Origin of the sequence: Candidatus Poriferisodalis sp. (assembly GCF_965208485.1) — a bacterium.
Taxonomy (GTDB): domain Bacteria; phylum Actinomycetota; class Acidimicrobiia; order Acidimicrobiales; family Poriferisodalaceae; genus Poriferisodalis.
Genome location: NZ_OZ242344.1, coordinates 2653005 through 2674290, shown reverse-complemented (window position 1 = coordinate 2674290; position 21286 = coordinate 2653005). Strand labels below are relative to the sequence as shown.

General features: G+C 66.6%; 14 protein-coding genes. 6 read left to right on the top strand and 8 right to left on the bottom strand.

Annotated elements, in window-relative coordinates:
* Positions 1-9: 9 nt before the first annotated feature.
* The 5 genes from galE to ACOGXQ_RS12495 all read right to left on the bottom strand — a co-directional run bounded on the left by galE (position 10) and on the right by ACOGXQ_RS12495 (position 8624).
* Complete coding sequence (gene galE, locus ACOGXQ_RS12515; RefSeq protein ID WP_419943985.1) at positions 10-969, bottom strand: UDP-glucose 4-epimerase GalE; 960 nt, start codon at positions 967-969, stop codon at positions 10-12.
* Positions 970-1162: 193 nt separating this feature from the next.
* Positions 1163-2395, bottom strand: a complete 1233-nt coding sequence (locus ACOGXQ_RS12510; RefSeq protein WP_419943984.1) for a sulfite oxidase — start codon at positions 2393-2395, stop codon at positions 1163-1165.
* Positions 2396-2398: 3 nt separating this feature from the next.
* Positions 2399-3133 carry a 4-hydroxy-tetrahydrodipicolinate reductase gene (gene dapB, locus ACOGXQ_RS12505; RefSeq protein ID WP_419947390.1) on the bottom strand — a complete coding sequence of 245 codons (735 nt, stop codon included), beginning with the start codon at positions 3131-3133 and terminating at the stop codon, positions 2399-2401.
* Positions 3134-3304: 171 nt separating this feature from the next.
* Complete coding sequence (locus ACOGXQ_RS12500) at positions 3305-6580, bottom strand: cell wall-binding repeat-containing protein (protein WP_419943983.1); 3276 nt, start codon at positions 6578-6580, stop codon at positions 3305-3307.
* 139 nt (positions 6581-6719) lie between these two features.
* Positions 6720-8624, bottom strand: coding sequence for a cell wall-binding repeat-containing protein (locus ACOGXQ_RS12495; RefSeq protein ID WP_419943982.1), 1905 nt, complete (start codon positions 8622-8624; stop codon positions 6720-6722).
* Between the two features lie 459 nt (positions 8625-9083).
* Between ACOGXQ_RS12495 and ACOGXQ_RS12490 the strand changes: the two genes are divergently transcribed.
* The 5 genes from ACOGXQ_RS12490 (at position 9084) to ACOGXQ_RS12470 (ending at position 16962) form a co-directional block, all read left to right on the top strand.
* Complete coding sequence (locus tag ACOGXQ_RS12490) at positions 9084-11363, top strand: aconitate hydratase (protein WP_419943981.1); 2280 nt, start codon at positions 9084-9086, stop codon at positions 11361-11363.
* A 369-nt stretch (positions 11364-11732) separates the two neighbouring features.
* Positions 11733-12650, top strand: coding sequence for a LysR family transcriptional regulator (locus ACOGXQ_RS12485; RefSeq protein ID WP_419943980.1), 918 nt, complete (start codon positions 11733-11735; stop codon positions 12648-12650).
* Between the two features lie 260 nt (positions 12651-12910).
* A complete protein-coding gene (locus ACOGXQ_RS12480) occupies positions 12911-14248 on the top strand; it encodes an acyl-CoA carboxylase subunit beta (RefSeq protein ID WP_419943979.1) in 1338 nt (445 codons plus the stop codon).
* Between the two features lie 222 nt (positions 14249-14470).
* Complete coding sequence (locus ACOGXQ_RS12475) at positions 14471-15742, top strand: citrate synthase (protein WP_419943978.1); 1272 nt, start codon at positions 14471-14473, stop codon at positions 15740-15742.
* A gap of 215 nt (positions 15743-15957) precedes the next feature.
* Complete coding sequence (locus ACOGXQ_RS12470) at positions 15958-16962, top strand: ATP-binding protein (protein ID WP_419943977.1); 1005 nt, start codon at positions 15958-15960, stop codon at positions 16960-16962.
* A gap of 43 nt (positions 16963-17005) precedes the next feature.
* On the opposite strand, the gene ACOGXQ_RS12465 is transcribed toward ACOGXQ_RS12470, so the two are convergent.
* From ACOGXQ_RS12465 to ACOGXQ_RS12455, 3 genes are all read right to left on the bottom strand, one after another.
* Positions 17006-17140 (bottom strand): zinc-binding dehydrogenase, encoded by a 135-nt coding sequence (locus ACOGXQ_RS12465; RefSeq protein ID WP_419943976.1) that lies wholly within the window; start codon positions 17138-17140, stop codon positions 17006-17008.
* 104 nt (positions 17141-17244) lie between these two features.
* On the bottom strand, positions 17245-18993 hold the full coding sequence (locus tag ACOGXQ_RS12460) for an RNA-binding domain-containing protein (RefSeq protein ID WP_419943975.1): 1749 nt from the start codon (positions 18991-18993) through the stop codon (positions 17245-17247).
* 314 nt (positions 18994-19307) lie between these two features.
* Complete coding sequence (locus ACOGXQ_RS12455) at positions 19308-20291, bottom strand: NAD(P)H-quinone oxidoreductase (RefSeq protein ID WP_419943974.1); 984 nt, start codon at positions 20289-20291, stop codon at positions 19308-19310.
* 156 nt (positions 20292-20447) lie between these two features.
* Between ACOGXQ_RS12455 and ACOGXQ_RS12450 the strand changes: the two genes are divergently transcribed.
* On the top strand, positions 20448-21251 hold the full coding sequence (locus ACOGXQ_RS12450; protein WP_419943973.1) for a tyrosine-protein phosphatase: 804 nt from the start codon (positions 20448-20450) through the stop codon (positions 21249-21251).
* Positions 21252-21286 lie beyond the last annotated feature (35 nt).

The window sequence follows — 21286 nt, the reverse complement described above, 5'->3', positions numbered from 1 at the left end:
GCCCGCCGATCACGGCGCGTGCGCAGCCAGGGACGAGACGATCTCGGGGAGTGTCGAACGCACCGGCGCCCAGTCGAGCAAGCGACGAGCCCGTTGCGTGGAGGCGATCAGCTCAGCAGGATCGCCCGCCCGGCGTGGCCCCACCTCATAGGGCACGCGACGCCCGAGCACATTCTCGACAGCGGCGATGACCTCAAGCACCGAGTGACCGACGCCCGCGCCGAGGTTGACCACCGTGGTCTCCCCGGCCGCTCGCAGGTAGTCGAGCGCACGCAGGTGCGCTTCAGTGAGGTCGCCGATGTGGATGTAGTCGCGCACGGCAGTGCCATCCGGAGTCGGATAGTCGTCGCCGAAGACCGTCAGCTGGCCGCCTGGCTCTGTTGCCGCACGCACCGCAAGCGGGATCAGGTGAGTCTCCGGCGTGTGCCGTTCAATGCGACGCGCGGTTGCGCCGGCAGCATTGAAGTACCGCAGCGACACCGACCGCAGACCGTCGGCGTGGTCGTGCATTTCGAGCATCTGCTCGGTGACCAGCTTGGTCCATCCGTAGGGACTCGTCGGCTCAGTGGGCTCGCTCTCGTCGATCGGCGTCGTCGAGGCATTCCCGTACACCGCTGCCGAAGACGAGAACACGATTCGAGTAACGCCGCTGCGTGCGAGCACCCGGAGCAGATGAGCCGACTGCACGACGTTGTTCTCGATATACAGCCCGGGATTGCTCACCGACTCCCCCACGGCGATCAGGCCCGCCAAGTGGATGCACGACTCGATGCCGTGGCGGCTCACGAGATGCCCGACGCTGTCGGCGTCGCCGATGTCCAGTGATTCGAAGTCCACGCCACGGGGGAATTCGGGACGCGCGGAGCGCGACAGATTGTCGACTACCAAGACGTCCTCACCGCGTTCGGCAAGTGCATCGACGACCGCTGAGCCGATGTAGCCCGCGCCACCGGTCACGAGCACCGTCATGAGATCACCACCGGGACACGCCTGTCAGCTGGTGCCGAGGCAGAGTTCGGATACCTGCAGGCCACAGTTCGAACCGAGTTGAACTGACTTCAGTCGCGACATGGCCTCGAAACGTACTCGACAACGGCACCCATCTGCCGGGTTGGCGGTGTCGCCAATGGAGCGTGTCGATGACGTGCCGTCGAGTGGCGCCTCATACGACGCGGATGGGGTGCGGCAGAGGCTGGTCGAAGAGGTAGCCCTTCTCGTTGAATGGGACTTGATCGGGCTGGGTGTTGCCGGCGACATCGGTGGCGCGGGTCATCACGGTGTACATCCCGGCGGATGCCTCCCAAGACAACTCGAATCGCACCCACCCGAGCCGTGCCTGCGGACCGATCAGGTCCGCACGGTGCCATGTTCGTCCCGAGTCGTCGCTCCATTCGACCTCGGCGACCCTGCCCGCAGGCGAGTGCGCATAGCCGCCGATGCGGTGAGTGCCGGCGTCGAGCTCGGCAGGCCACGGGAGCGCCAGCGCGCTCTTGATGCTCTGGGTGGTCACCACCTGTCCCAAGGCTTCTCCCTCGGGCGGGTAGTCGTCGCCGATCAAGACATACGAGGTGGTGTTGTTGCGAGCCCACTGCTGTTCGGACGAGACCACGATGCGGCTCAGCCACTTGATGGAAGTGCTGCCCACCCAGCCGGGAACGAGCGCACGCAGCGGGTAGCCGTGGTCGCGCGGCAGCGTCTCGCCGTTCATCCCGTGCACCAGCAGCGTGTCGGGATCCATGGCCACCTCGGCAGGGATCACACGGCGGAAGCCCGCCTCAGGAGAGTCGATGTCCATGCCGATGAGCAGCACGCTGACAGCGTCTTCACGGATGCCCGCTGCCCGCAGGACGTCGCCGAGCGGCACCCCAGTCCATTCGGCATTGCCGACCGCCCCGGTCTTCCATTGATCACCCTTCGCTGCCTGCCCGTTCACCAAGTCGAACATGGCCCGGTGATTGCCGGCGCACTCGAGGTATGCCTCAAGTGTGCGGCTCTCCATCGCCGTCACCTCGCCGTAGGACAGCTCCACAGGCGCAGCCACGGCATCGCCTTCGATGCTCAGTGACCAGTCATCAGGGTTCACCTCGATGCTGACCGAATTGTTGCGCACGAAGAAGAGCCGGTACGGCGTGATCAGGCCCTCCATGTTCTCGAGGCGGGACTCGAGGCCCTTGGTGCCGTGCATGATGAACGGTGCCGGGTCCTTGAACCACGGCAGCCCCTCGACGGCCGGAGCAGTCGACGTCGGCGTGCTGGACGGACTCCGAGTGCCGGTGCAGGCCGCCATCACCGCCGTGGCACCACCCGCCGAGAGCAGCCACAAGAAGCGGCGGCGCGTCATGCCGCGCTCGTGGGCCACCTCCCAGAGACCCCGCCGCTGTTCGGCTGCGCTCACCGCCTAGAGCTGCAGGTACGCGTCGAGACCGATCGTGACGCCCCGATGGTCGGCGATCGCCTTGCAGGCGAGCAGCACCCCCGACATGAACGACACCCGATCGAGGCTGTCGTGGCGGATCGTGAGCGTCTCCCCTGCCGTGCCGAGCAGCACCTGCTGGTGCGCGACCAGACCCCGCAGCCGCACCGAGTGCACCGGGATTCCCCCCGGACCCGTGCCGCCCCGCGCACCCCGCAGCACCTCGTCACGAGTGGGATCGGCTGCCCAGTCCGAAGATGCCGCCGCCATCGCACGCGCAGTCTGCATCGCTGTGCCGGAGGGCGCATCCACCTTGTTGTCGTGATGCATCTCGATGACCTCAGCGGTCGGGAAGAACGGGGCCGCCAGCTCGGCGAACCGCATCATCAGCACGGCCCCGATAGCGAAGTTCGGAGCAATGAGGCAGTTGCTGGAGGTGAACGCCGCACGGCAGCGCTCGTAGTCGTCGGGATCGAGACCGCTCGTGCCAACGACCGCGTGCACGCCGTTCGCGGCGCACCAGGTCAGATTCTCCCGAGCGGCAGCGGCCACGGTGAAATCCACTGCGACATCGATGCCTGCAGGATCCACGTCGCTGCTCGCCGCGACGATGTCGATGCTGCCGGTGATGTCTCGCTGACCGCCGACGCCGGGATCCACGCCAGCCGCCAACTGCAAGTCATCGTCGGAGGCCACGGCCTCGCACACCGTGGCACCCATCCGCCCGCCCGCGCCGAACACCAGCACTCTCACGACGGTCACGCTAGTGACGCGCGGAGGCTGAGCCGGCAGGCGAAGCCGTGACCCGAGCGGCAAGAGCCGCGACCGCCGTGGCCACCAGGTTCGGAGATGTCAAGATGCGACGTGGTGCCGTGGTGCTGCTTGGCGGCCTCAGCGCCGTGCGAGAATTCGACGAGCCGCGACCGAAGCTGTCTCGATGCGGGACGCGCCGCGGTAACGTGCCAGACGGGTTCCGGGTGCCAGCGCACGAGCTTCCGCCTCAGTTTCCTCAGCGACGGCGCTCGTGCCCCCTACGATGAACAGCCTGCTGGGGCGATAGTCGGCAATGAGCGCAGCCGATGCCGCCGACAGCACGTCATGCGACGTGTAGATCACGGCTGAGCCGTCCAGCGACGCAGCCAGCGCTGCTGCCACTCCGATGTCCGGCAGCGACCGGCCGTTGGCGATCACCAAGCTGGTTTCCTCGGTGACCGGGGGATCGCCGAGCACTTGCCGTGCTGCTGCAGCGGCCGTCTCTGCCCGATCAGCACCGGTCAGTCGCGTCACGCTCGCATCCACGGCTGCGTCGGCAATCGCGCGCTCGACTGCGGGATCGATTGCCGATGTGCCCCCGATGAGGATGACGCGGCCGGAGTCGTATTCGCGCAATGCTGCGGCCGCTTCCTCAGCCAGTGAGTTTGCGGGCGTGTACAGCACCGCCGACCGTTCGCTGCGGGCCGCCAACGCTGCTGCTGCTCCGATGTCCGGCGGGGACCAGCCGTTCGCCACAATCCACGTGACGCGCCCGGCATCTGCGGGTCCTCCGAGAATGCGGCGCGCAGCACTGACCGCGGTGGCGACGCGATTGTCGCCGGTGATGCGGGTGACGCGCGAATCCGGTGACGCCGCACGCATCTGAGTGCGAGTCCCGCGAGAAACCGCTGTGGTCCCGCCCACGATCACGATCTGCGCAGGCGAGGCATCTCGCATCAATGACGCGGTCTCCTCGGGCAGTGTCTCTGCCGATGTGTACAACACGATTGCGTCGTCGCTGCGGGCCGCAACGACGACAGCGATGCCGATGTCTGCTGCGTTCCATCCGTTGGCGACGACGAATGTCGTCGTCCCTGTATTGAATGCGGCTGAACCGCTGCCCCCGGCGGACGTCCGACGCGGGGCGGGCGTCAGCACCGGTCGCGACTGATGGCGAACGGGCGGACGCGGGACAGCCGACAGCGTCGTGGCTTGCGCTGACTTGTTCGGACCGCGTGCGTCGCTGTAGGAGGCCTCTGCGCGCAGCCAAAACCCGGCATCTTGCTCGACAGGTGTGTATGACGCCGTGCTAGCGCCGTCGATCACAGCCCACGAGCCGGGCGATGACGGGGCCGGCGAACGCAGCCATGACCACGCGACGCTGTTGATGCCTCCGTCGGGGTCGCGCAATTCGGCGTCGATGGCGGAATTCAGTTGCGGTGCGGAGCTGGACAAGGCGATTACGCCGGTCTCTTCGACATTGGTCACTGTCACTGTCAGGTCATGCGAATCATCGATGGATGCATCTGGCGCACCCGCCGAGTCGACCCCGTCGGTGAACTGAATCGTCAGCTGATACGTATTCGAGAGCCGGGCTTCGAAGTCCGGGGGACCGAGTTCGCTCGCGAAGCGCAGTGCACCGTTGTCGATCTCGAACGCTGCTCCGTCAACGCCGCCGAGCGACCAAGCCGCCAGTTCGCAATCGGTGGCACTGCCGGCATCAAACTCTGCGACGATTTGCTGCGCGTTCTCGGGGAAGTCCAAGCTCGACAGCCCTGTGATGACCGGAGGGACGTCGTCGACGGTGATGATCGCTGTGGCCCGGACCGGGTTCCGGGGAAAGGAACTCTCGCTGTCGAAGGCTTCATATGTGAACGAGTCCGTGCCGATGAACCCGCAGTCAGGGGTGTAGATCACGTCGGTGACGTCGAGGTCGGCCTGTATCTGCTGGTCGAGCGTCCCACTCTGAGGCACCTCGACGATCCGATACTTCGGGGCACCCGGCGTGCCGTAGGAGTCGGACTGCAATGCAACGCTCACCGACGTGCTGACCTGTGTTGCCGCAACCGTCGGCGTCGCCACATAGCCAGGAACGACATGGGTGCTCTCGGTCAGCACTACCCCGTTGTTCGTCTCGTCTGACTCCCACACGGTGTCGTACGGGTCACTCTGACCTCCGAGTCGGTAGCGCCCCGGTGCCACATCGGATATGTCCACCCATTGAAACGACAGGCGAGCAGCATTGTAGATGTCTCGATACTGCGGCGAGAGGCCGATAGTGATCTCTGTGGCATCCGGTTCATTGCGGTGACAGCCGGCACCGGTGTAAACACGATCAGGAACCGTGGCATCGCCGGGATCGATCTTGACGACATCGGCGAGGCAGAACCCGATTTTCGGAGAACGCTTGACGAGTACCGTGCCGGCTTCGTTCCACAGCGAGAATTCGGCAATCCTCATCCAGTGAAAGTGATTGTGTCCGTCAGCGCGTTCGAAGCGAATGGGCGGTCTGTGAAGCTTGATCCAAGCATCGTCGGCATCGAGTGTGAACTGCCAGACATCGTGGCTCGTGTCGTCTAATGGGTCTGACAGTTGCGGATCTCCCGTGGCATGCACCGGACCGGCGCCGATGTTGTCGATATCGGAGTAGAACCACAGAAGCTGCATCGGCACATCGTTGTACTGCAATCGATCGGTCCCATCGGCCGGCAGGACGATCACTTCCCCGACGCCGTGCAGCCCCCGAACCACCATCCGGGGAGCAGTGCTGACGAGATCGGGCAGACGCTGCGCGTAGCGGACCACATGAGGGCGAATCAGCGTCGTCTCGCTGGTGAGCATTTCCTCGGCGCCACCGTCGTCGGTGTACGACACGCGAACTCGGTAGCCGTCGTAGCCGTCGGTGAGGTCAGCTATGTAGGACTGATCCGTAGCGCTGTCGATGTCTGATGCGATGCCGTCGAGTACACCGATCCACTGGAAGCTGAATTCGGACGACGTCATGCCGTCGAGGTCGTCGATGCTGTCGATGTCGGCCGTCATCGTGGTGGGATAGCCGTCAGTCCCGACAATCTCGACATGTCCCATCGGAGCGTTGTTGACATCGCCTCTGAGCGTCCGGCGGCTGTCGGCGTCATGAGCAGCAGAATCGTCGGCCGCTGGGCGCTCAGAGGCCTGAGGGTTGCGATGGGACCGAAGCGGCAGCGAGGGAGTCCGCCCCAAGGCGACCGATAGCGAACGGGTCTCGCCCAAGCTGCTATGAGACCGAGGCGGCGCGGGAGTCCGCGGCGCAGTCTCGTTGCTGATCGCCGGATCGCGTGGAAGGGTCGCAGCTTGGGCCGTCGCTTCGGCTGATGTCAATGCCGGGCCAGCCAATAGCAACGTGCTCGCCACGAAGAACCAGAAGCGGATCATTGGGTCTCGGGTGGTGTGCGTATATGAAGATCTCGAATCTTATGGGCAACGACGATCTCAGAGGTGCAGTCGGCGGGCCGACCAGAGAGGCAGTCGGCAAGCCGATCTGCGAGCCGACATGACGTTGTCGGGGTGCGGGTCAGTTTCCTTCGAGGATGTGCCGGGCTGCTCGGACGGCGGTGTCGGTGCGGTCCTGGCCGCTGATGCGCTCGATGCCAGTGCCGTCGGGCGCTGCCGCGGCGACAGCGTCGCGGACCTCGTCGCTGACCGCCGAGCGGCCCCCGACGATGATCACCGACACCGGCTCGTACTCGTCGATGACCGCCTCCGCGGCCCCGGACAGCACCCCCGCCGCGGTGTAGACCACAGCCGCGTCGTCGGTCACCGCCGCCAACGCAGCCGCCACGCCCACATCAGCCGCGGACCAGCCGTTCGCCACCACCAACGTGACCCCGCCGGCCGAAGCGGGGTCGCCCAGCACCCGCCGCGCCGCGGCCGCCGCAGTCTCCACACGATCCTGCCCGGTCACACGCGACACACTCGCCTGCTCACCCGCCGCCTCCCGAGCCTGCTGCTCCGCGGCCGCGCTGACCGCCGCCACGCCGCCCACCAGCACCACCTCCTCGGTGGGATACTCCCGCAGCAACGCAGCCGACTCCTCAGCCAACGCATCACCGCCGGTGTACAACACCGCCGCCCGGCCCCCGCCGGCAGCCGCCAACGCAGCCGCCACGCCCGCATCAGCCGCGGACCAGCCATTCGCGACCACAAACGTGACCCCGCCGCCCGCGACACCGCCCAGCGACTCCCGCGCCGCAGCCGCCGCAGTCGCGACACGACCCTCCCCCGAGACCCGCCGCACCTCAGAACCCGGCGACGCCTCCCGGATCTCGTCCACCACCGCCCGCGACACCGCCGCCGGGCCGCCCACCACCAGCACCTCAGCCGGCAGCGCATCCCCCAACAGCCTCTCCACCCCCGCGGGCAACTCCCCCTCAGCGACATACACCACCGCGCCGCCCTCACGAGCCGCCAGCACCGACGCCGTGCCCACATCAGCAGGACTCCACCCATCAGCCACCACCAACGTCGCCACACCCACATCCAAACCAGAACCGCCGCCCGCACTGCCAGTGCCGACGCGATAACCGCTACTGCCGCCGTTGCTCGCACCGTCGGCCACAGTGGTACCAGGCGCCTCGTTGTCGGATTCGATCACCTCGGGCGTGTCGTTGTCGGACTCGACTACCTCGGGCGTGTCGTTGTCGGATTCGATCACCTCGGGCGTGTCGTTGTCGGACTCGACTACCTCGGGCGTGTCGTTGTCGGACTCGACTACCTCGGGCGTGTCGTTGTCGGACTCGACTACCTCGGGCGTGTCGTTGTCGGACCCGGTGGCAACGCACCCTGTCAATTGATTACGACTCGCTGTACCGGTCGTGAGGAGACGGTTGTCGACCCTGAAGTCCCCAACCGAGGCACGAAGATCGCACACCTCGGTCGGAATCTCGCCGGTCAAGCCGTTGCCGTGCAGCCAGAGTGTATTGAGATTGGAGAGGTCGCCCAGTTCGGACGGAATCCCGCCCGAAAACTGGTGGTTGATGAGCACGAGATAGGTGAGGGCTGTGAGGCCGCCCAGCGCGGACGGAATCTCACCCGACAGCAGACCGCCGTAGTAGTTGGCGTCGTTGGACCGATTGCCATGAATCTCGAGACTGGTGACGCGAGGCGGGTTGCCCCCGACGCCGACGCCGATCCAGCCCTCGGCGTCGCCGGCCCAGCCCTTCATCGACAACCCGGTGCTCCAGTTCAGCGGATCGGTGCCACTGCCGACAAGATCCGATTGCGCGCCAAGCAGAAGCTCGCAGTCGGCGATGAGGCCGGTGAGGTCGGTGTCGGGGCCGTAGCGTTCGTCGGTTGCGCTGAGATACTCGGTCACCGCAGCGGTGCCCGTACAGCTCGGAGTCTGAGCCGCAACAGGCTCGCCCAGTCCGAGAACCGTCGCCGCCGCGACAGCGAGCACACACGCGGTCACCGCCGGCACCAACCTGCGCCTGCGGCCACCTCCGAAGCCGACGCATCCGCGGCCGCGGCACCGATTCGCAGAGCTGAGATCAGTGTCCAGAGGGCTAATTCTCATGACAGGACTCCTTTGCGGCACGCCGGCGAACATCAAGAACTTAGCACGGCAGGCTACACGGACAGCAGACGAGGCGGTGCGAACGCGCGGCGCAGCATCTCGCACCGAAATGGGTCCGCGTGGGCCTCGCAGTGCGACTGGTCACAGCGAACCTGCAGGGCGCGACGCCGGCCACTGCCCGACGGCGCCGACGCCGCGAGCCTCTGCTGCGAAGTCCGTCCTTGATTGCGCCACGAACTGCGCCGCGGACGAGAAACGCATCCTCAAGCAGGTTCGTCCTCGAGAATGCCCAACCGATGCGCATACCACATACTCTGAGCACGCCACATACTCTAAGCACGCCAATCGAACGCTGGGGGACCCATGGCCGTTGACGCGAGCACTCAGATCGAGCTGATCGAAGACGTGTACGGCGGCTTGGCCGATGCCACTGCATTCGGGCGGGAACGGCTGGGCCGGGCGCTGACGCTCTCAGAGAAGATCCTCATCACTCACCTTTCGGGTCGTGACCAGGAGCTTGAACGAGGCGTTTCCTATGTCGACCTGGCACCGGATCGGGTCGCCATGCAGGACGCCACCGCGCAGATGGCCTGGCTGCAGTTCATGACGGCAGGGCTCGACGAGGTGGCGGTACCCACCACGACCCACTGCGATCACCTGATCCAAGCTCGCGACGACGGCAAGCGCGACCTGCTGGCTGCGACCGAGAACAACTCCGAGGTCTACGACTTCCTCGAGAGCGTGTGCGCCCGCTACGGCGCCGGCTTCTGGAAGCCGGGCAGCGGCATCATCCACCAAGTCGTGCTCGAGCAGTACGCGTTCCCCGGCGGGATGATGATCGGCACCGACAGCCACACACCCAATGCCGGCGGCCTCGGCATGGTGGCGGTCGGCGTGGGCGGCGCTGACGCTGTCGACGTGATGACCGGTTTCGCCTGGAACGTGCGGTGGCCGAAGGTCATCGGCGTGCACCTGGTCGGCGAGCTGTCGGGCTGGAGCGCACCCAAGGACGTGATCCTGAAGGTCGCCGAGATCCTCACGGTCTCCGGCGGCACCGGGGCGATCGTGGAGTACTTCGGCCCGGGCGCCGAATCGCTGAGCGCAACCGGCAAGGGAACGATCTGCAACATGGGCGCCGAGATCGGGGCCACCACGTCGCTGTTCGGCTACGACGCCGCCATGGCCCGCTACTTGGCGGCGACGGGCCGGGCCGATGTGGCCGCAGCCGCTGACGCGGTCGCGGAGCACCTGCGGCCCGACGCCGCCGCCATGGCCGACCCTGCCGCCTACTACGACCAGGTCGTCGAGATCGACCTGTCACAGCTGCGACCGCACATCAACGGGCCCCACACGCCGGATCTTGCACGCGAGGTGTCGGCGTTGGGCGCCGAAGCGAGGGCCGAGGGCTGGCCGCTGGACATCAGCGCTGCGCTGATCGGCAGCTGCACCAACTCCAGCTACGAGGACATCACCCGCGCCGCCTCGATCGCCCGTGACGCTGCCGCCAAAGGCCTGCGGGCACGGACGCAGCTGCTGGTGACGCCGGGCTCCGAACAGGTGCGGGCCACCATCGAGCGAGACGGCTTGCTGGCCGACTTCGAGGCGCTGGGCGCGACCGTGCTGGCCAACGCCTGCGGGCCCTGCATCGGCCAGTGGGACCGCTCCGGCGACGCGAACTACGTGCCCGGCCGGCCGAACGTCATCGTCACCTCCTACAACCGCAACTTCCCCAAGCGCAACGACGGCGACGCCGCGACCCTGGCATTTGTGACCTCTCCGGAGACCGTGATGGCACTCGCACTGGCGGGCACACTCGACTTCGATCCGATCAGCGGTGCGCTGCGCAACGACAGCGGCGAGCCGGTGACGCTGCCCACGCCAGTGGGCGTCGAGTTGCCGCCCGGCGGTTTCGATCCCGGCGAGAGCGGGTTCGTGGCGCCGCCGGCTGACCGTTCCGCCGCGGAGGTGCGCGTGAGTCCAGACTCGGATCGCCTGCAGCTGCTCGAGCCGTTCGCTGCGTGGGACGGCAACGATTACGAGAACCTGCCGGTGCTGGTCAAGGCCAAGGGCAAGTTCACCACCGACCACATCTCGATGGCGGGGCCGTGGCTGCGCTACCGCGGCCATCTCGAGAACATCTCGGGGAATCTCTACCTGGGCGCCGTGAACGCCTTCGACGGCTACGAGGTGGGGCAGGGCAAGAACCAGCTCACGGGCGAGACGCAGCCCTATCCCGAGATCGCGAAGGCATACCAATCCGCGGGCGTGGGCTGGATCGTGATCGGCGACGAGAACATGGGCGAGGGCTCAAGCCGTGAGCACGCCGCCATGGAGCCCCGCTTCCGGGGCGGCCGGGTAGCGCTGTGTCGCAGCTTCGCCCGCATCCACGAGACCAACCTGAAGAAGCAGGGCATGCTGCCGCTCACCTTCGCTGATCCGGCCGACTACGACCGCATCGACGAGGACGACCGGATCTCGGTGCGGGGACTTGCCGACTTGGCACCCGGGCGGCCTCTCGCCGTCGAGGTGCGCAAGCCGTCGGGCGAGAGCTTCTCGTTCGACGCCAACCACACCTTCAGCGACGATCAGGTGGAGTGGTTCAAGGCGGGTTCGGCCCTCAACATCATCCGAGCGTCGGTCTGACGCCGCGAGCTGGCGCAAGAGCGGACGCCATGCAGCATCTCGTGCGCCAGTCTCGGCTGGCTGGGATAGGCCCGGGCAGACGCTCGCAGACGCGAGGAAGCCGACCCGGGGGGAGGGTCGGCTTCTTCGGTGAGGTCGCTGGGCGTGGTGGACGCCTCGACCTGAGACCGGCCGGAGCGGTGAGCGCCCGGTTCGGCTTTCGCCCGCCTAGGTGAGGGGGACACCCTGCGGCGGTGCGATATGACAAGCGGCTTGGGGCAACCGCTTGAGAGCAGATTAGCGTCGGCTTGGTTATCGGGCCAACAGTTAGTGCAGATATTCTTGATCTCTTTGAGAGATAGAATTCTGGGACTGCACTACTGTGGCCTCATGGACCTGAAGTACTTGGAAGCGTTGGCCGCTGTGGCCGAGCATGGGCGTTTCTCGGCGGCGGCACGGGCACTGCACACCGTGCAGTCCAACGTGTCGAGCCACGTCGCCAAGCTGGAGGAAGAACTGGGAGCGGTGCTGGTGGATCGAGCGGTGGGATCGCTGACGCCGGAGGGGAAAGTGGTGCTGGCCCGCACCAAGCGCATCAACGGCGAGATCGCTGCCATGCGTGCCGACATCGCGTCGATGACCTCCCATGTCACCGGGGACGTGAGCCTCGGCATCATCGGCACGCCCGGACGGTGGCTGCTGCCCCCGTTCCTCGACGAGCTGCGGCGGCAGCATCCCGACGTGGATGCCATGGTGGTCGACTCCACCACTCTTGCGCTGGTCCGCCTGCTCGAAGGCGGCGAACTGGACCTCGCCGTGCTGAACGCCCCGCTCGAGCATGAGGAATTGGTGACGACTCCCCTGTTCGCCGAGGAATTCGTGGTCATCGCTCCCACCGGGCACGCCTTGGCGGCACTCGGCGACCGCGAAGTGAGCTTCGCCGAACTCGAACAGCACGAACTCCTGCTCGGGCCGCCGGGCTCGGTCATGCGCATGCAGATCGACACCGCCGCCGCCCGCCACAGAGTGACGCTGCGGACACTGGCGCAGCTCGACGGCATCCGGCTGACCGCCACGCTGGCCTTCCAAGGCTACGGACCTGCCATCGTCCCGATCACCTCGATTCCCGTCTGGACCGATCGAGGCGACTGGAGCGTGCTCACTGTGACCGGCTTGCCTCCCCGCCAGGTCGCGCTGGCCATCCGCCGCCGGGGCATGCTCTCCGCACCGGCGGCCGCAGCCCGCGACATTCTGCGCTCGGTGATGCGCAGCGTCGCCCGCCGCATCCCCGGTGTAACAGCGTCGTAGCAGATGCGCGCAGAGCAGAGCCTCCTCGTTGTCGCACCAGCTTGGTTATCGCTTTGGTTGTCGCTCTTGTTCCCAATCTCGATTCAATTACGGATCAATTACGGACTCACGGGCCGCTAGTGGTGCGTCGGCAGTTTGCACAGGGCCTGCCGAAGCCTGTTTCCGCAGGTCAGCGGGCCGCGACCTGCCCGCAAGAAAACCGCGACACACCACTAGGGTCCCGGCTTCGCCTGCCAGCTCAGCCTCGTAGCCTCACCACAGTGGATTTGCAGCTGCGGGCGGGCGCCAGTGGACATGTCACTGCCGGCGTCGCCACGCTCGGCGGCCGGACCGCCATGCTCATCTCCGCCGACAGCCCTCACCGGCGCGGCGCCCTTGCGCCTGCTGACTGCGAGACGATCGTCGCCAGCCTGCAGACTGCGCTCGTCAAGCGCCTTCCCGTCGTGCTCATGCTGTCCTCCAGCGGCGCCGACGCGCATCACGGCGTCGCCGCGCTGCACGGCTGGGGAGAAGCGGCTCGGGTGCTCGTTCGGTGCTCGGGGGTGGTCCCGGTCCTGGCGGGGGTCACGGGTCCGGCGATCTCCGGCATAGCGCTGCTGATCGGCCTCGCCGACATCGTCGTGATGGCCGACGATGCCTATGCATTCGTCAGCGGCCCCGTGCCGGTCCAGGAGATGACCGGTGTGGTCATCGGCCCCGACGAGCTGGGCGGAGCACCGATCCACGCCCGAGCCTCGGGGACGGCGTGCGCGGTGACCTCCGCCGCCGACGTGCTCGAATCGCTCACCGACATGCTGATGTACCTGCCGCAGCACTGCGACGATCTGCCGCCGATCCTCGACACCGCCGATCCTCGCGGGCGGCTCACGCCCGACGCCGGCGCCCTGCTGCCCACACAGGCGACCGGGGCCTACGACGTGCGGGACATCATCGGCGAGGCGGTCGACGACGGCTGCTTCATCGAGCTGAGATCCGGTTGGGCGCCCAACATCGTGACCGGCTTTGCCTCGCTGGGGGGCTACTCGGTGGGCGTGCTGGCCAACCAGCCGATGAGCATCGCGGGCACGCTCGACATCGCCGCCAGCCAGAAGGGCGCCCGCTTCGTCAGCTTCTGCGACGCCTTCGGCCTGCCCCTCGTCACGCTGGTGGACACGCCCGGTTTCTACCCGGGCAAGGACTTGGAATGGCGGGGCATGATCCGGCACGGCGCCCAGCTGGCGTTCGCCTATGCGCGAGCCACCGTGCCACGGGTTGCCGTGGTGCTGCGCAAGTCCTACGGGGGCGCCTACATCGTCATGGACTCCAAGACGATGGGCAACGACGTCTACTTGGCATGGCCGAGCGCCGAGCTGGCCGTGATGGGCGCCGAACAGGCGGCCCAGATCCTGCGCCGGGGCGCCGACCCCGACGAGATCGCCGCCTATGTCTCCGACTACGAGGACACCTACCTGAATCCCTATGTCGCCGCCGAGCGCGGCTACGTGGACAGCGTGATCGACCCCGCCGACACCCGGCGCGAACTCATCGACACGCTCGACATGCTCTCGACCAAGCGCGAGCGGCTGCGCCAACGCCGCCACGACAACACGCCTCTCTAGCAGGAAATTCTCACCTCTCCCTCGGCGCAGCACGCTGAGTTCCGCGAGACGGCCGGCTTCCGGACCCGTCTCGCAAGAGCCTTCAGCCTGAACTCGGAGTGCTGGCCTCTGCACGCAGGGCAGTCAGGCGCTGCCTGGGAGCTGCGCCAGCGTGCGGGTTCGTCAGGTTCGCGGCGGCGATGCTTATTGGGTACATTCGGCGGCACGAACGAGGGGGACTTGATGGCAGAGGACAGCTTCACGATCACCGACAACCGCACGGGAGAGTCGGTGACCGTTCCCGTGGTCGATGGCACGGTCTCCGCCGCCGCGCTGCGCGAGCTGGACCGAGGCCTGTGGTTCTATGACCCTGCCTACCTCTCGACAGCCAACTGCAATTCGAAGATCACCGAGATCGACGGCAACGAGGGGATCCTGCGCTATCGCGGCTATCCCATCGAACAGCTCGCCGATCAGTCCAGCTTCCTCGAGGTGGCCTACCTGCTCATCCACGGCGAACTGCCCACCGAAGCCGAGGCAGCCGAGTGGATCCACCACATCACGTTCCACACCTACGTGCACGAGGACATCACTCGCTTCATCAAGGGCTTCCGCTACGACGCCCACCCGATGGGCACGCTGGTCTCCACCATCGCCGCGCTGTCCACCTTCTACCCCGAGGCCAAGGACATCGACGATCCACGCACACGGCTGGTCCAGATCATCCGGCTGCTGGCCAAGATGCCCACAATGGCGGCCTTCGCCTATCGAAACCGCGTGGGTCTGCCGTACGAGTACCCGGTCAACCATCTCACCTACACCGGCAACTTCCTGCGGATGATGCGGAATGTGGCCGATCCCGACTACGTGCCCGACCAGACGCTGACGCAAGCGCTGGACGTGCTGTTCATCCTGCACGCCGACCACGAGCAGAACTGCTCCACCACCACGATGCGCACGGTCGGGTCCAGCCGGGCCGATCCGTACTCGGCGGTGGCGGCGGCCACCTGCGGGCTGTACGGGCCGCTGCACGGGGGCGCCAACGAGCAGGTCATCCGGATGCTGCACGAGATCGGCAGCTTCGACAATGTGGCTGCGTACGTGGAGCGGGCCAAGTCCGGCGATGTGCTGCTGCAGGGCTTCGGGCACCGGGTGTACAAGAACTACGACCCGCGGGCCAAGATCATCAAGGAGACCGCCGATGCGGTGTTCAAGGTGACCGGCCTCAACCCGTTGCTCGACATCGCGATGAAGCTCGAAGAGGTCGCTCTCAGCGACTCCTACTTCAAGGACCGGCGCCTGTACCCCAATGTGGACTTCTACTCAGGCCTGATCTACGAGGCGATGGGCTTCCCGCTCGACATGTTCACCGTGCTGTTCGCCATCGGGCGGACGCCGGGCTGGCTGGCGCACTGGGTGGAGATGCTGGGCGATCCCGAGCAGAAGATCTACCGGCCCCGCCAGAAGTACACGGGCCCTGGCCAGCGCGACTACGTGCCCATCGAGCACCGCTAGCCGCCACTCCCGTGGGGGTGCGCCAAACCGGCATCAAACAGTGCGCGAAATCGACATCTGAGGGTGCGCGATGGCGACATCACGACCTGCGCCTCACCCGCATGAGCGCTTCCGCAAACGTCTCAGCAAAGTGCCTGCAAACATTCACATGAAACACCTGCAAACATTCACATAGGCGGAACCTGCACGGCTGAATTCGCTAGAGTCGAGTTGCAATGGACGCGACGGCGGGCACAGTTGCCTACCTGCCGCGAGTCGTCGATGTACTGCTGGCCGAACGGCTGCGGATCATGCCGATGCGCACGCTGTCGCTGTTCGAGTCGGGCGACTCGCCCGGGACCGTCAGCCTCGCGGGCCTGTTCGACGGCGGGACATGCGCCGCATGGCCCAGCGACTCGCCGGCCACGACGGGCCAGACCTACGACGGTGATGCCGCAGCACAACTGCGCTCCGTCGTCGATGTGCTCTGTCGTGGCGGCTGGCCGGCATGTGTCGCGATGAGCCCGTCCGATGCCCAGCTGTATCTGACGGACTACCTGGAAGAAATCTGCCGGGTGGACATCAGGCAGCTTGCAGGCCGCCGGCACGACCCCACCAACGTTCGCCGCACGATTGCCTCGCTGGCACGTCACAGCGGCGCAGCGCCGACCATGAAGACGCTTGCTGCAGACATTGCAGGGCGGCAGCCGCTCGCTCACGCGACCCTGCAGAGCTACCTGTCCACGCTGGAAGCCATACACATCAGTGAAGACCAGCCGCACTGGTCACCTCACCTGGCGTCCCGCGCCCGGCTGCGCCAAGCGGTGAAGCGGCATCTCGCCGACCCGGCGCTCGCCGTCAACGCATTGAGCGCGAACGCGCAACGACTCCTCGACGACCGCGCGCTGCTCGGCCACCTATTCGAGTCGTTGGCAGTCCGCGACCTGCGCATCTACGCCCATGCGCTCGGTGGCAGCGTCTACCACTACTCCGACAGCAATGAACTCGAAGCAGACGCCGTCGTCGAACTGCGCGACGGCCGCTGGATCGCTGTCGAGGTCAAGCTCGGCGAGCCAAGCTCCATCGACGAAGCCGCAGCATCGCTGAACAGGCTCTGCGACCACATAGACACCGACCGCATGGGTCCGCCCGCCAAGCTGCTCGTCATCACCGCCACCGGGTACGCCTACGAACGCAGCGACGGCGTAGCGGTCACGCCCCTCACGCTCCTCGGGCCGTGACCGGGCGACGTGCCGCTGCAACCTGCGTGGCAACAGAGATTCGCTAGCCGATATCGAGCAGGATCTTGCCGATGTTCGCGTTGGTGGCCATGTAGCTGTGGGCCTCGGCGATGTCGTCGAGCGCGAAGCGTGAGTCGATGATCGGCCGCAGCGATCCGTCGTCGAAGCGCGGCAGCAACTCGGCACAGAATCGCTGATTGGCGTCGATCTTCTGCTCGATGGGCCGTGAACGCGTGCGGATACTGAGGCGCAGCGCACCTCCACTCTCACACTCTGGGCGCCTCAGTGCCCCGCTGCGGGCACGTAGTGGTAGCCGCGGCCGGTGCCGTTAGCGCGTCCTGGCATGAGCTTGCCTCGATCGGCGAGCAGTCGCAGTCGCTCGCTCGCCATCCGCGTGCTTGTGCCGGCGAGATCGGCGGCAGATGTGCTCGAGATACGTCCTCGCGCCTGCGCCCATCCGACGAACATGGCTTCGGCAGTCTCGCGTGAACGGCGAGTGAGGCAGCGATGCGCCAGCCGGTCGCGGGCAACATCGCCGAGGCGGTATGCGGTGCCGCGCCCTGCCTCGCCGTCGGCACCGACCACCTCAACGATCACCGACTGCGCTTCACTGCTGGCTTCGCTGAGCCGCGCCAACACGTCTGCAGCGGTCGCCTCGCTGGATTGCAGCAGCCCCGAGGCGTCTCGTGCGTCGATCCATCCGCGTCGGCAGAGATGCTCGATGACCAGCAACCCGTATGCATCGGTTGCGTACGGCGGTTCGACTGCGGCTACCCAGCGCACCAGTTCCGAGTCAGGCTCGCCGCCGAGCAACGTCACCCTCACGTAGGGACCGTCGATCTCTTCGATGACGGGAGCGGGCCGCCCGATCGTCAGCAGGTCGAGCACCATCCGGTCGATGCCGATGCCCTGCTGCTCGGCAACATGCAGCAGAGCCAGTGCATGGGCGAGACTGCGATAGCGCGGCACCGCGGGATGGGTCATGGCGTTGGCGGGCGTGACGCCTCCGATGAGCCCTCCGGGCGACGTCACCGTCAAAGCAGTGCCGACATGCTCGACGACGGTCGGCAGCGGCATCATCCAGTCACGGTGGGTGACTCCATTGACGATTGCCTCGCGGAATGCCCTTTCAGGGATGGAGCGAACCTGCCGGTGGGCGAAGCCGAGCGCGACATGCGAGACGGGATTGGCCAGACGGCCTGCCTGCTCTACCTCGCGAAGCTGCACGAGCAAGGGCTTGCTGGTACGGATCCGCTCGGTGCTGTCACCTCCTGCTGAGGAGCGTCGGATGAAATCAATGCCGTCGCAGGGAGTGGCGACGAACAGCAGCGAGCCGGCTTGGGTGAGACGGCCATCGGCGTCGGCGACGCCGAGACGTGTGAGCATCTCTCGATCGGTGGCATCTGCGAGCTGGCGACCGGCCGCAGTGTCAGCCTCGCGCAGGTACGTCCGGGCAGCTTCTGCGGCCAACGGACTCACATCGCCGAGCGTGTGCGATGAGGCTTCTGCCGACCAGTCATAGCCCAGCCGTTGCAAGGCGTGCGCCTGCCACGCGACGGGGTCGACGTCGACACAGTCTGCCCCGACGCGCCACTTCAGCCTGCCCCGGTAGGACACTGGAGCGAGCGCACCCGGCGTGCTCAGCACCAGCAAGCGGCATTCGGGCGCGTCGACCTCGCGAGCGGCGACCGTCACCTGCTGGTGGGTGAGCTGCCAGATGCGGTTGCGCAGCCACTCCGCGTCGAGAGCAGTTCCGATGAGGGTTCCGTCGTCAGCTACTCCGACAATGACCGCGCCGCCGCCTGGCGTGTTCGCCATGCACGCCATCTCACCGGCCAAGTACGAGGCGGCGGCCTCACTGCGCTGGGCGCCGTCGAGGATCGAACCGTCGGACGCACGACGGTCGGGCTCTTCCTTGAAGTCGATGTGCGTGCTTTCGATCTGCGGTGGAAGTGCCCCCGCAGACAGCTGTTCGAGAGCAGTCGCGACCATCTGGTCCAATGAGTCTTCGTGAGGCAGATGGAATGACATCTTGGACTCTCCCGCTCACGCCGCAGGAGCCGGACCCCGAGGCAACCAAGGCACGTGCTCTGGAGAACAGAAACCGGAAGTGATGCTAGCACCTCTGCCAAATACTTCTGGTTTCCGAGCACATCGAGCTGTAAACCGGAAGTCTCTCTGGCATGAGCAGGATTCGATTCCGGTTTACGACACTGCGAGAACTCGCCGTCATGACTCGCCGGATGCGCGCTTCGCGGGAGCAAGTCTCAAAACCATGAAGATGCTGAACCGTCCACAGGCTGCTAGCTGGTCAGCGCCGGCTGGCGATGGCTGGTTCGTTGGCGCTAGCTCACATCGAGCAGGATCTTGCCGATGTTCGCGTTGGTGGCCATGTAGTTGTGGGCCTCGGCGATGTCGTCGAGCGCGAAGCGTGAGTCGATGATCGGCCGCAGCGATCCGTCGTCGAAGCGCGGGAGCAGCTCGGCACAGAATCGCTGATTGGCGTCGATCTTCTGCTCGATGGGCCGTGAGCGCAGCACGGTGCCGATGAGCGCCGCCCGCTTGGGCAGCAGGGCGCCGAGCGCGAATGTCGCTGTCGGCTCGCCCATGACGCCGACTTGGATGATGCGTCCCTGGACGCGCACCGAGGCGATGTTGCGGGCGAGGTAGTCGCCGCCGATCACGTCCAGCACCACGTCCACGCCTCGGCGGCCCGTCCATTCTTTGACCTCGTCCGCAAAGTCAGTCTGCGTGTAGTCGATGACGAGGTCGGCGCCGAGATCGGTGCACGCCGCCACCTTGGAGGTCGAGCAGGTAACGGCGATCCGGGCGCCGATGGCCTTGGCGATCTGGATGGCGGCGGTGCCCACGCCCGACGCGCCGGCATGCACCAGCGCGGTGCCGCCCGAGGTCAGCCCGCCCTGGGTCACCAGCGCATCGTGGGCGGTCATGAACACCTCCGGGATGGCTGCGGCATCGCGCAGATCCACCCCCGAGGGGATGCGCTGCAGCATGCGCTCATGGGTGACGACCTGCTCGGCTTTCGCCCCGCCCGAGGTGATGCCCATGACCTCGTCACCCACCGACCAGCCCATGACGCGCCCGCCCAGCGCCGCGATGGTGCCGGCGAACTCCAGGCCGGGAATCTCGAACTCGGGCTTGGGGCCGGGTGCGGGGTACTGGCCCATCCGCTGGAGCAGGTCGGCGCGATTCATCGCTGAGCAGGCCACGTCGACGAGCACTTCATCGGGTCCTGGCACCGGGTCTGGCACGTCCTGCACCCGCAGGACCTCGACGCCGCCGTATTCGGGTATCACCACTGCGCGCATGAGCGGCGACGGTAGCCCGCCAGCGCTGGACGATGCGCAGATGCCCTCGCTCTCGCGGCCGAACCCCTTGTTTCCCGCTCCTGTTCGCTCAGCTCACAGGCCGCTCGGGCCACGGCTTCGCCGCTGAGCGGCTCAGCCTCCGTAGCCTGCGAGCCCGTGCGTCGGGATGCTCGTCAAGATGCGGTCGTCATCTTGGAGGGCGCGAAGAACTGCCGCGACCTCGGCGGCTACCCCGCCGAGGGAGACCGTCATGTGCGGATGGGAGCGCTGTTCCGTTCCGATCGGCTGAGCACACTGACCCTCGACGATCTCGAAGAACTCGGCAGCCGGGGCATCCGCACGGTGATCGACTTTCGTGCCGGACCCGAGATCGAGCGGGACCGCTCGCGGCTGTGGCCCGGCGTGAGGGCGCACATCTCGCTGCCGGTGGGCGACACCGTGGACGGCGATATCAGCATGGTGGAACAGATCTTCGAGGGACGGCTGCGCTCGGTCAGCGAAGACGACATGGCCGGGCTGTACCTGCAGATGATCGGGGAGTACGGCGAACGGTTCGCCCAGCTCGTGGCGATCGCTGCCGATGTCGATCATCTGCCGATGCTGTTCCATTGCACCGCCGGCAAGGACCGCAGCGGGATCGCATCGGCGCTCCTGCTGGAAGCGCTCGGCGTGGACCGTGAGGCGGTGCTGGACGACTACTGCTTGTCGAACGAGCTGCGCTCGCACCAGCGCATCTCCGAGCTGATGCCGGAATTCGCCGAGCTCGGCATCGACATCGACGACGTGCGGGCCATCCTCAGTGCACCACGCGGGGTGATGGCAGCGGTGCTGGCGGAGCTCGACGGCCGCTACGGATGCCTGTCCAACGGCAGCACGGCGACAGGCGCCGAGGGATACCTCCTCGCGCACGGCCTCGACCCTGCAGCCCCCGAGATGCTGCGGGCGAACCTGCTGATCTGAGAAGACTCTCGGAAGGTTCTCGCCTGCGCCGCGCT

Bases quoted from the DNA above. Each gene is read 5' to 3' on its own strand.
- galE (WP_419943985.1), bottom strand. From the start codon at position 969: ATGACGGTGCTCGTGACCGGTGGCGCGGGCTACATCGGCTCAGCGGTC.
- dapB (WP_419947390.1), bottom strand. From the start codon at position 3,133: ATGGGTGCCACGGTGTGCGAGGCCGTGGCCTCCGACGATGACTTGCAG.
- ACOGXQ_RS12500 (WP_419943983.1), bottom strand. From the start codon at position 6,580: ATGATCCGCTTCTGGTTCTTCGTGGCGAGCACGTTGCTATTGGCTGGC.
- ACOGXQ_RS12490 (WP_419943981.1), top strand. From the start codon at position 9,084: ATGGCCGTTGACGCGAGCACTCAGATCGAGCTGATCGAAGACGTGTAC.
- ACOGXQ_RS12485 (WP_419943980.1), top strand. From the start codon at position 11,733: ATGGACCTGAAGTACTTGGAAGCGTTGGCCGCTGTGGCCGAGCATGGG.
- ACOGXQ_RS12475 (WP_419943978.1), top strand. From the start codon at position 14,471: ATGGCAGAGGACAGCTTCACGATCACCGACAACCGCACGGGAGAGTCG.
- ACOGXQ_RS12470 (WP_419943977.1), top strand. From the start codon at position 15,958: ATGGACGCGACGGCGGGCACAGTTGCCTACCTGCCGCGAGTCGTCGAT.
- ACOGXQ_RS12460 (WP_419943975.1), bottom strand. From the start codon at position 18,993: ATGTCATTCCATCTGCCTCACGAAGACTCATTGGACCAGATGGTCGCG.
- ACOGXQ_RS12455 (WP_419943974.1), bottom strand. From the start codon at position 20,291: ATGCGCGCAGTGGTGATACCCGAATACGGCGGCGTCGAGGTCCTGCGG.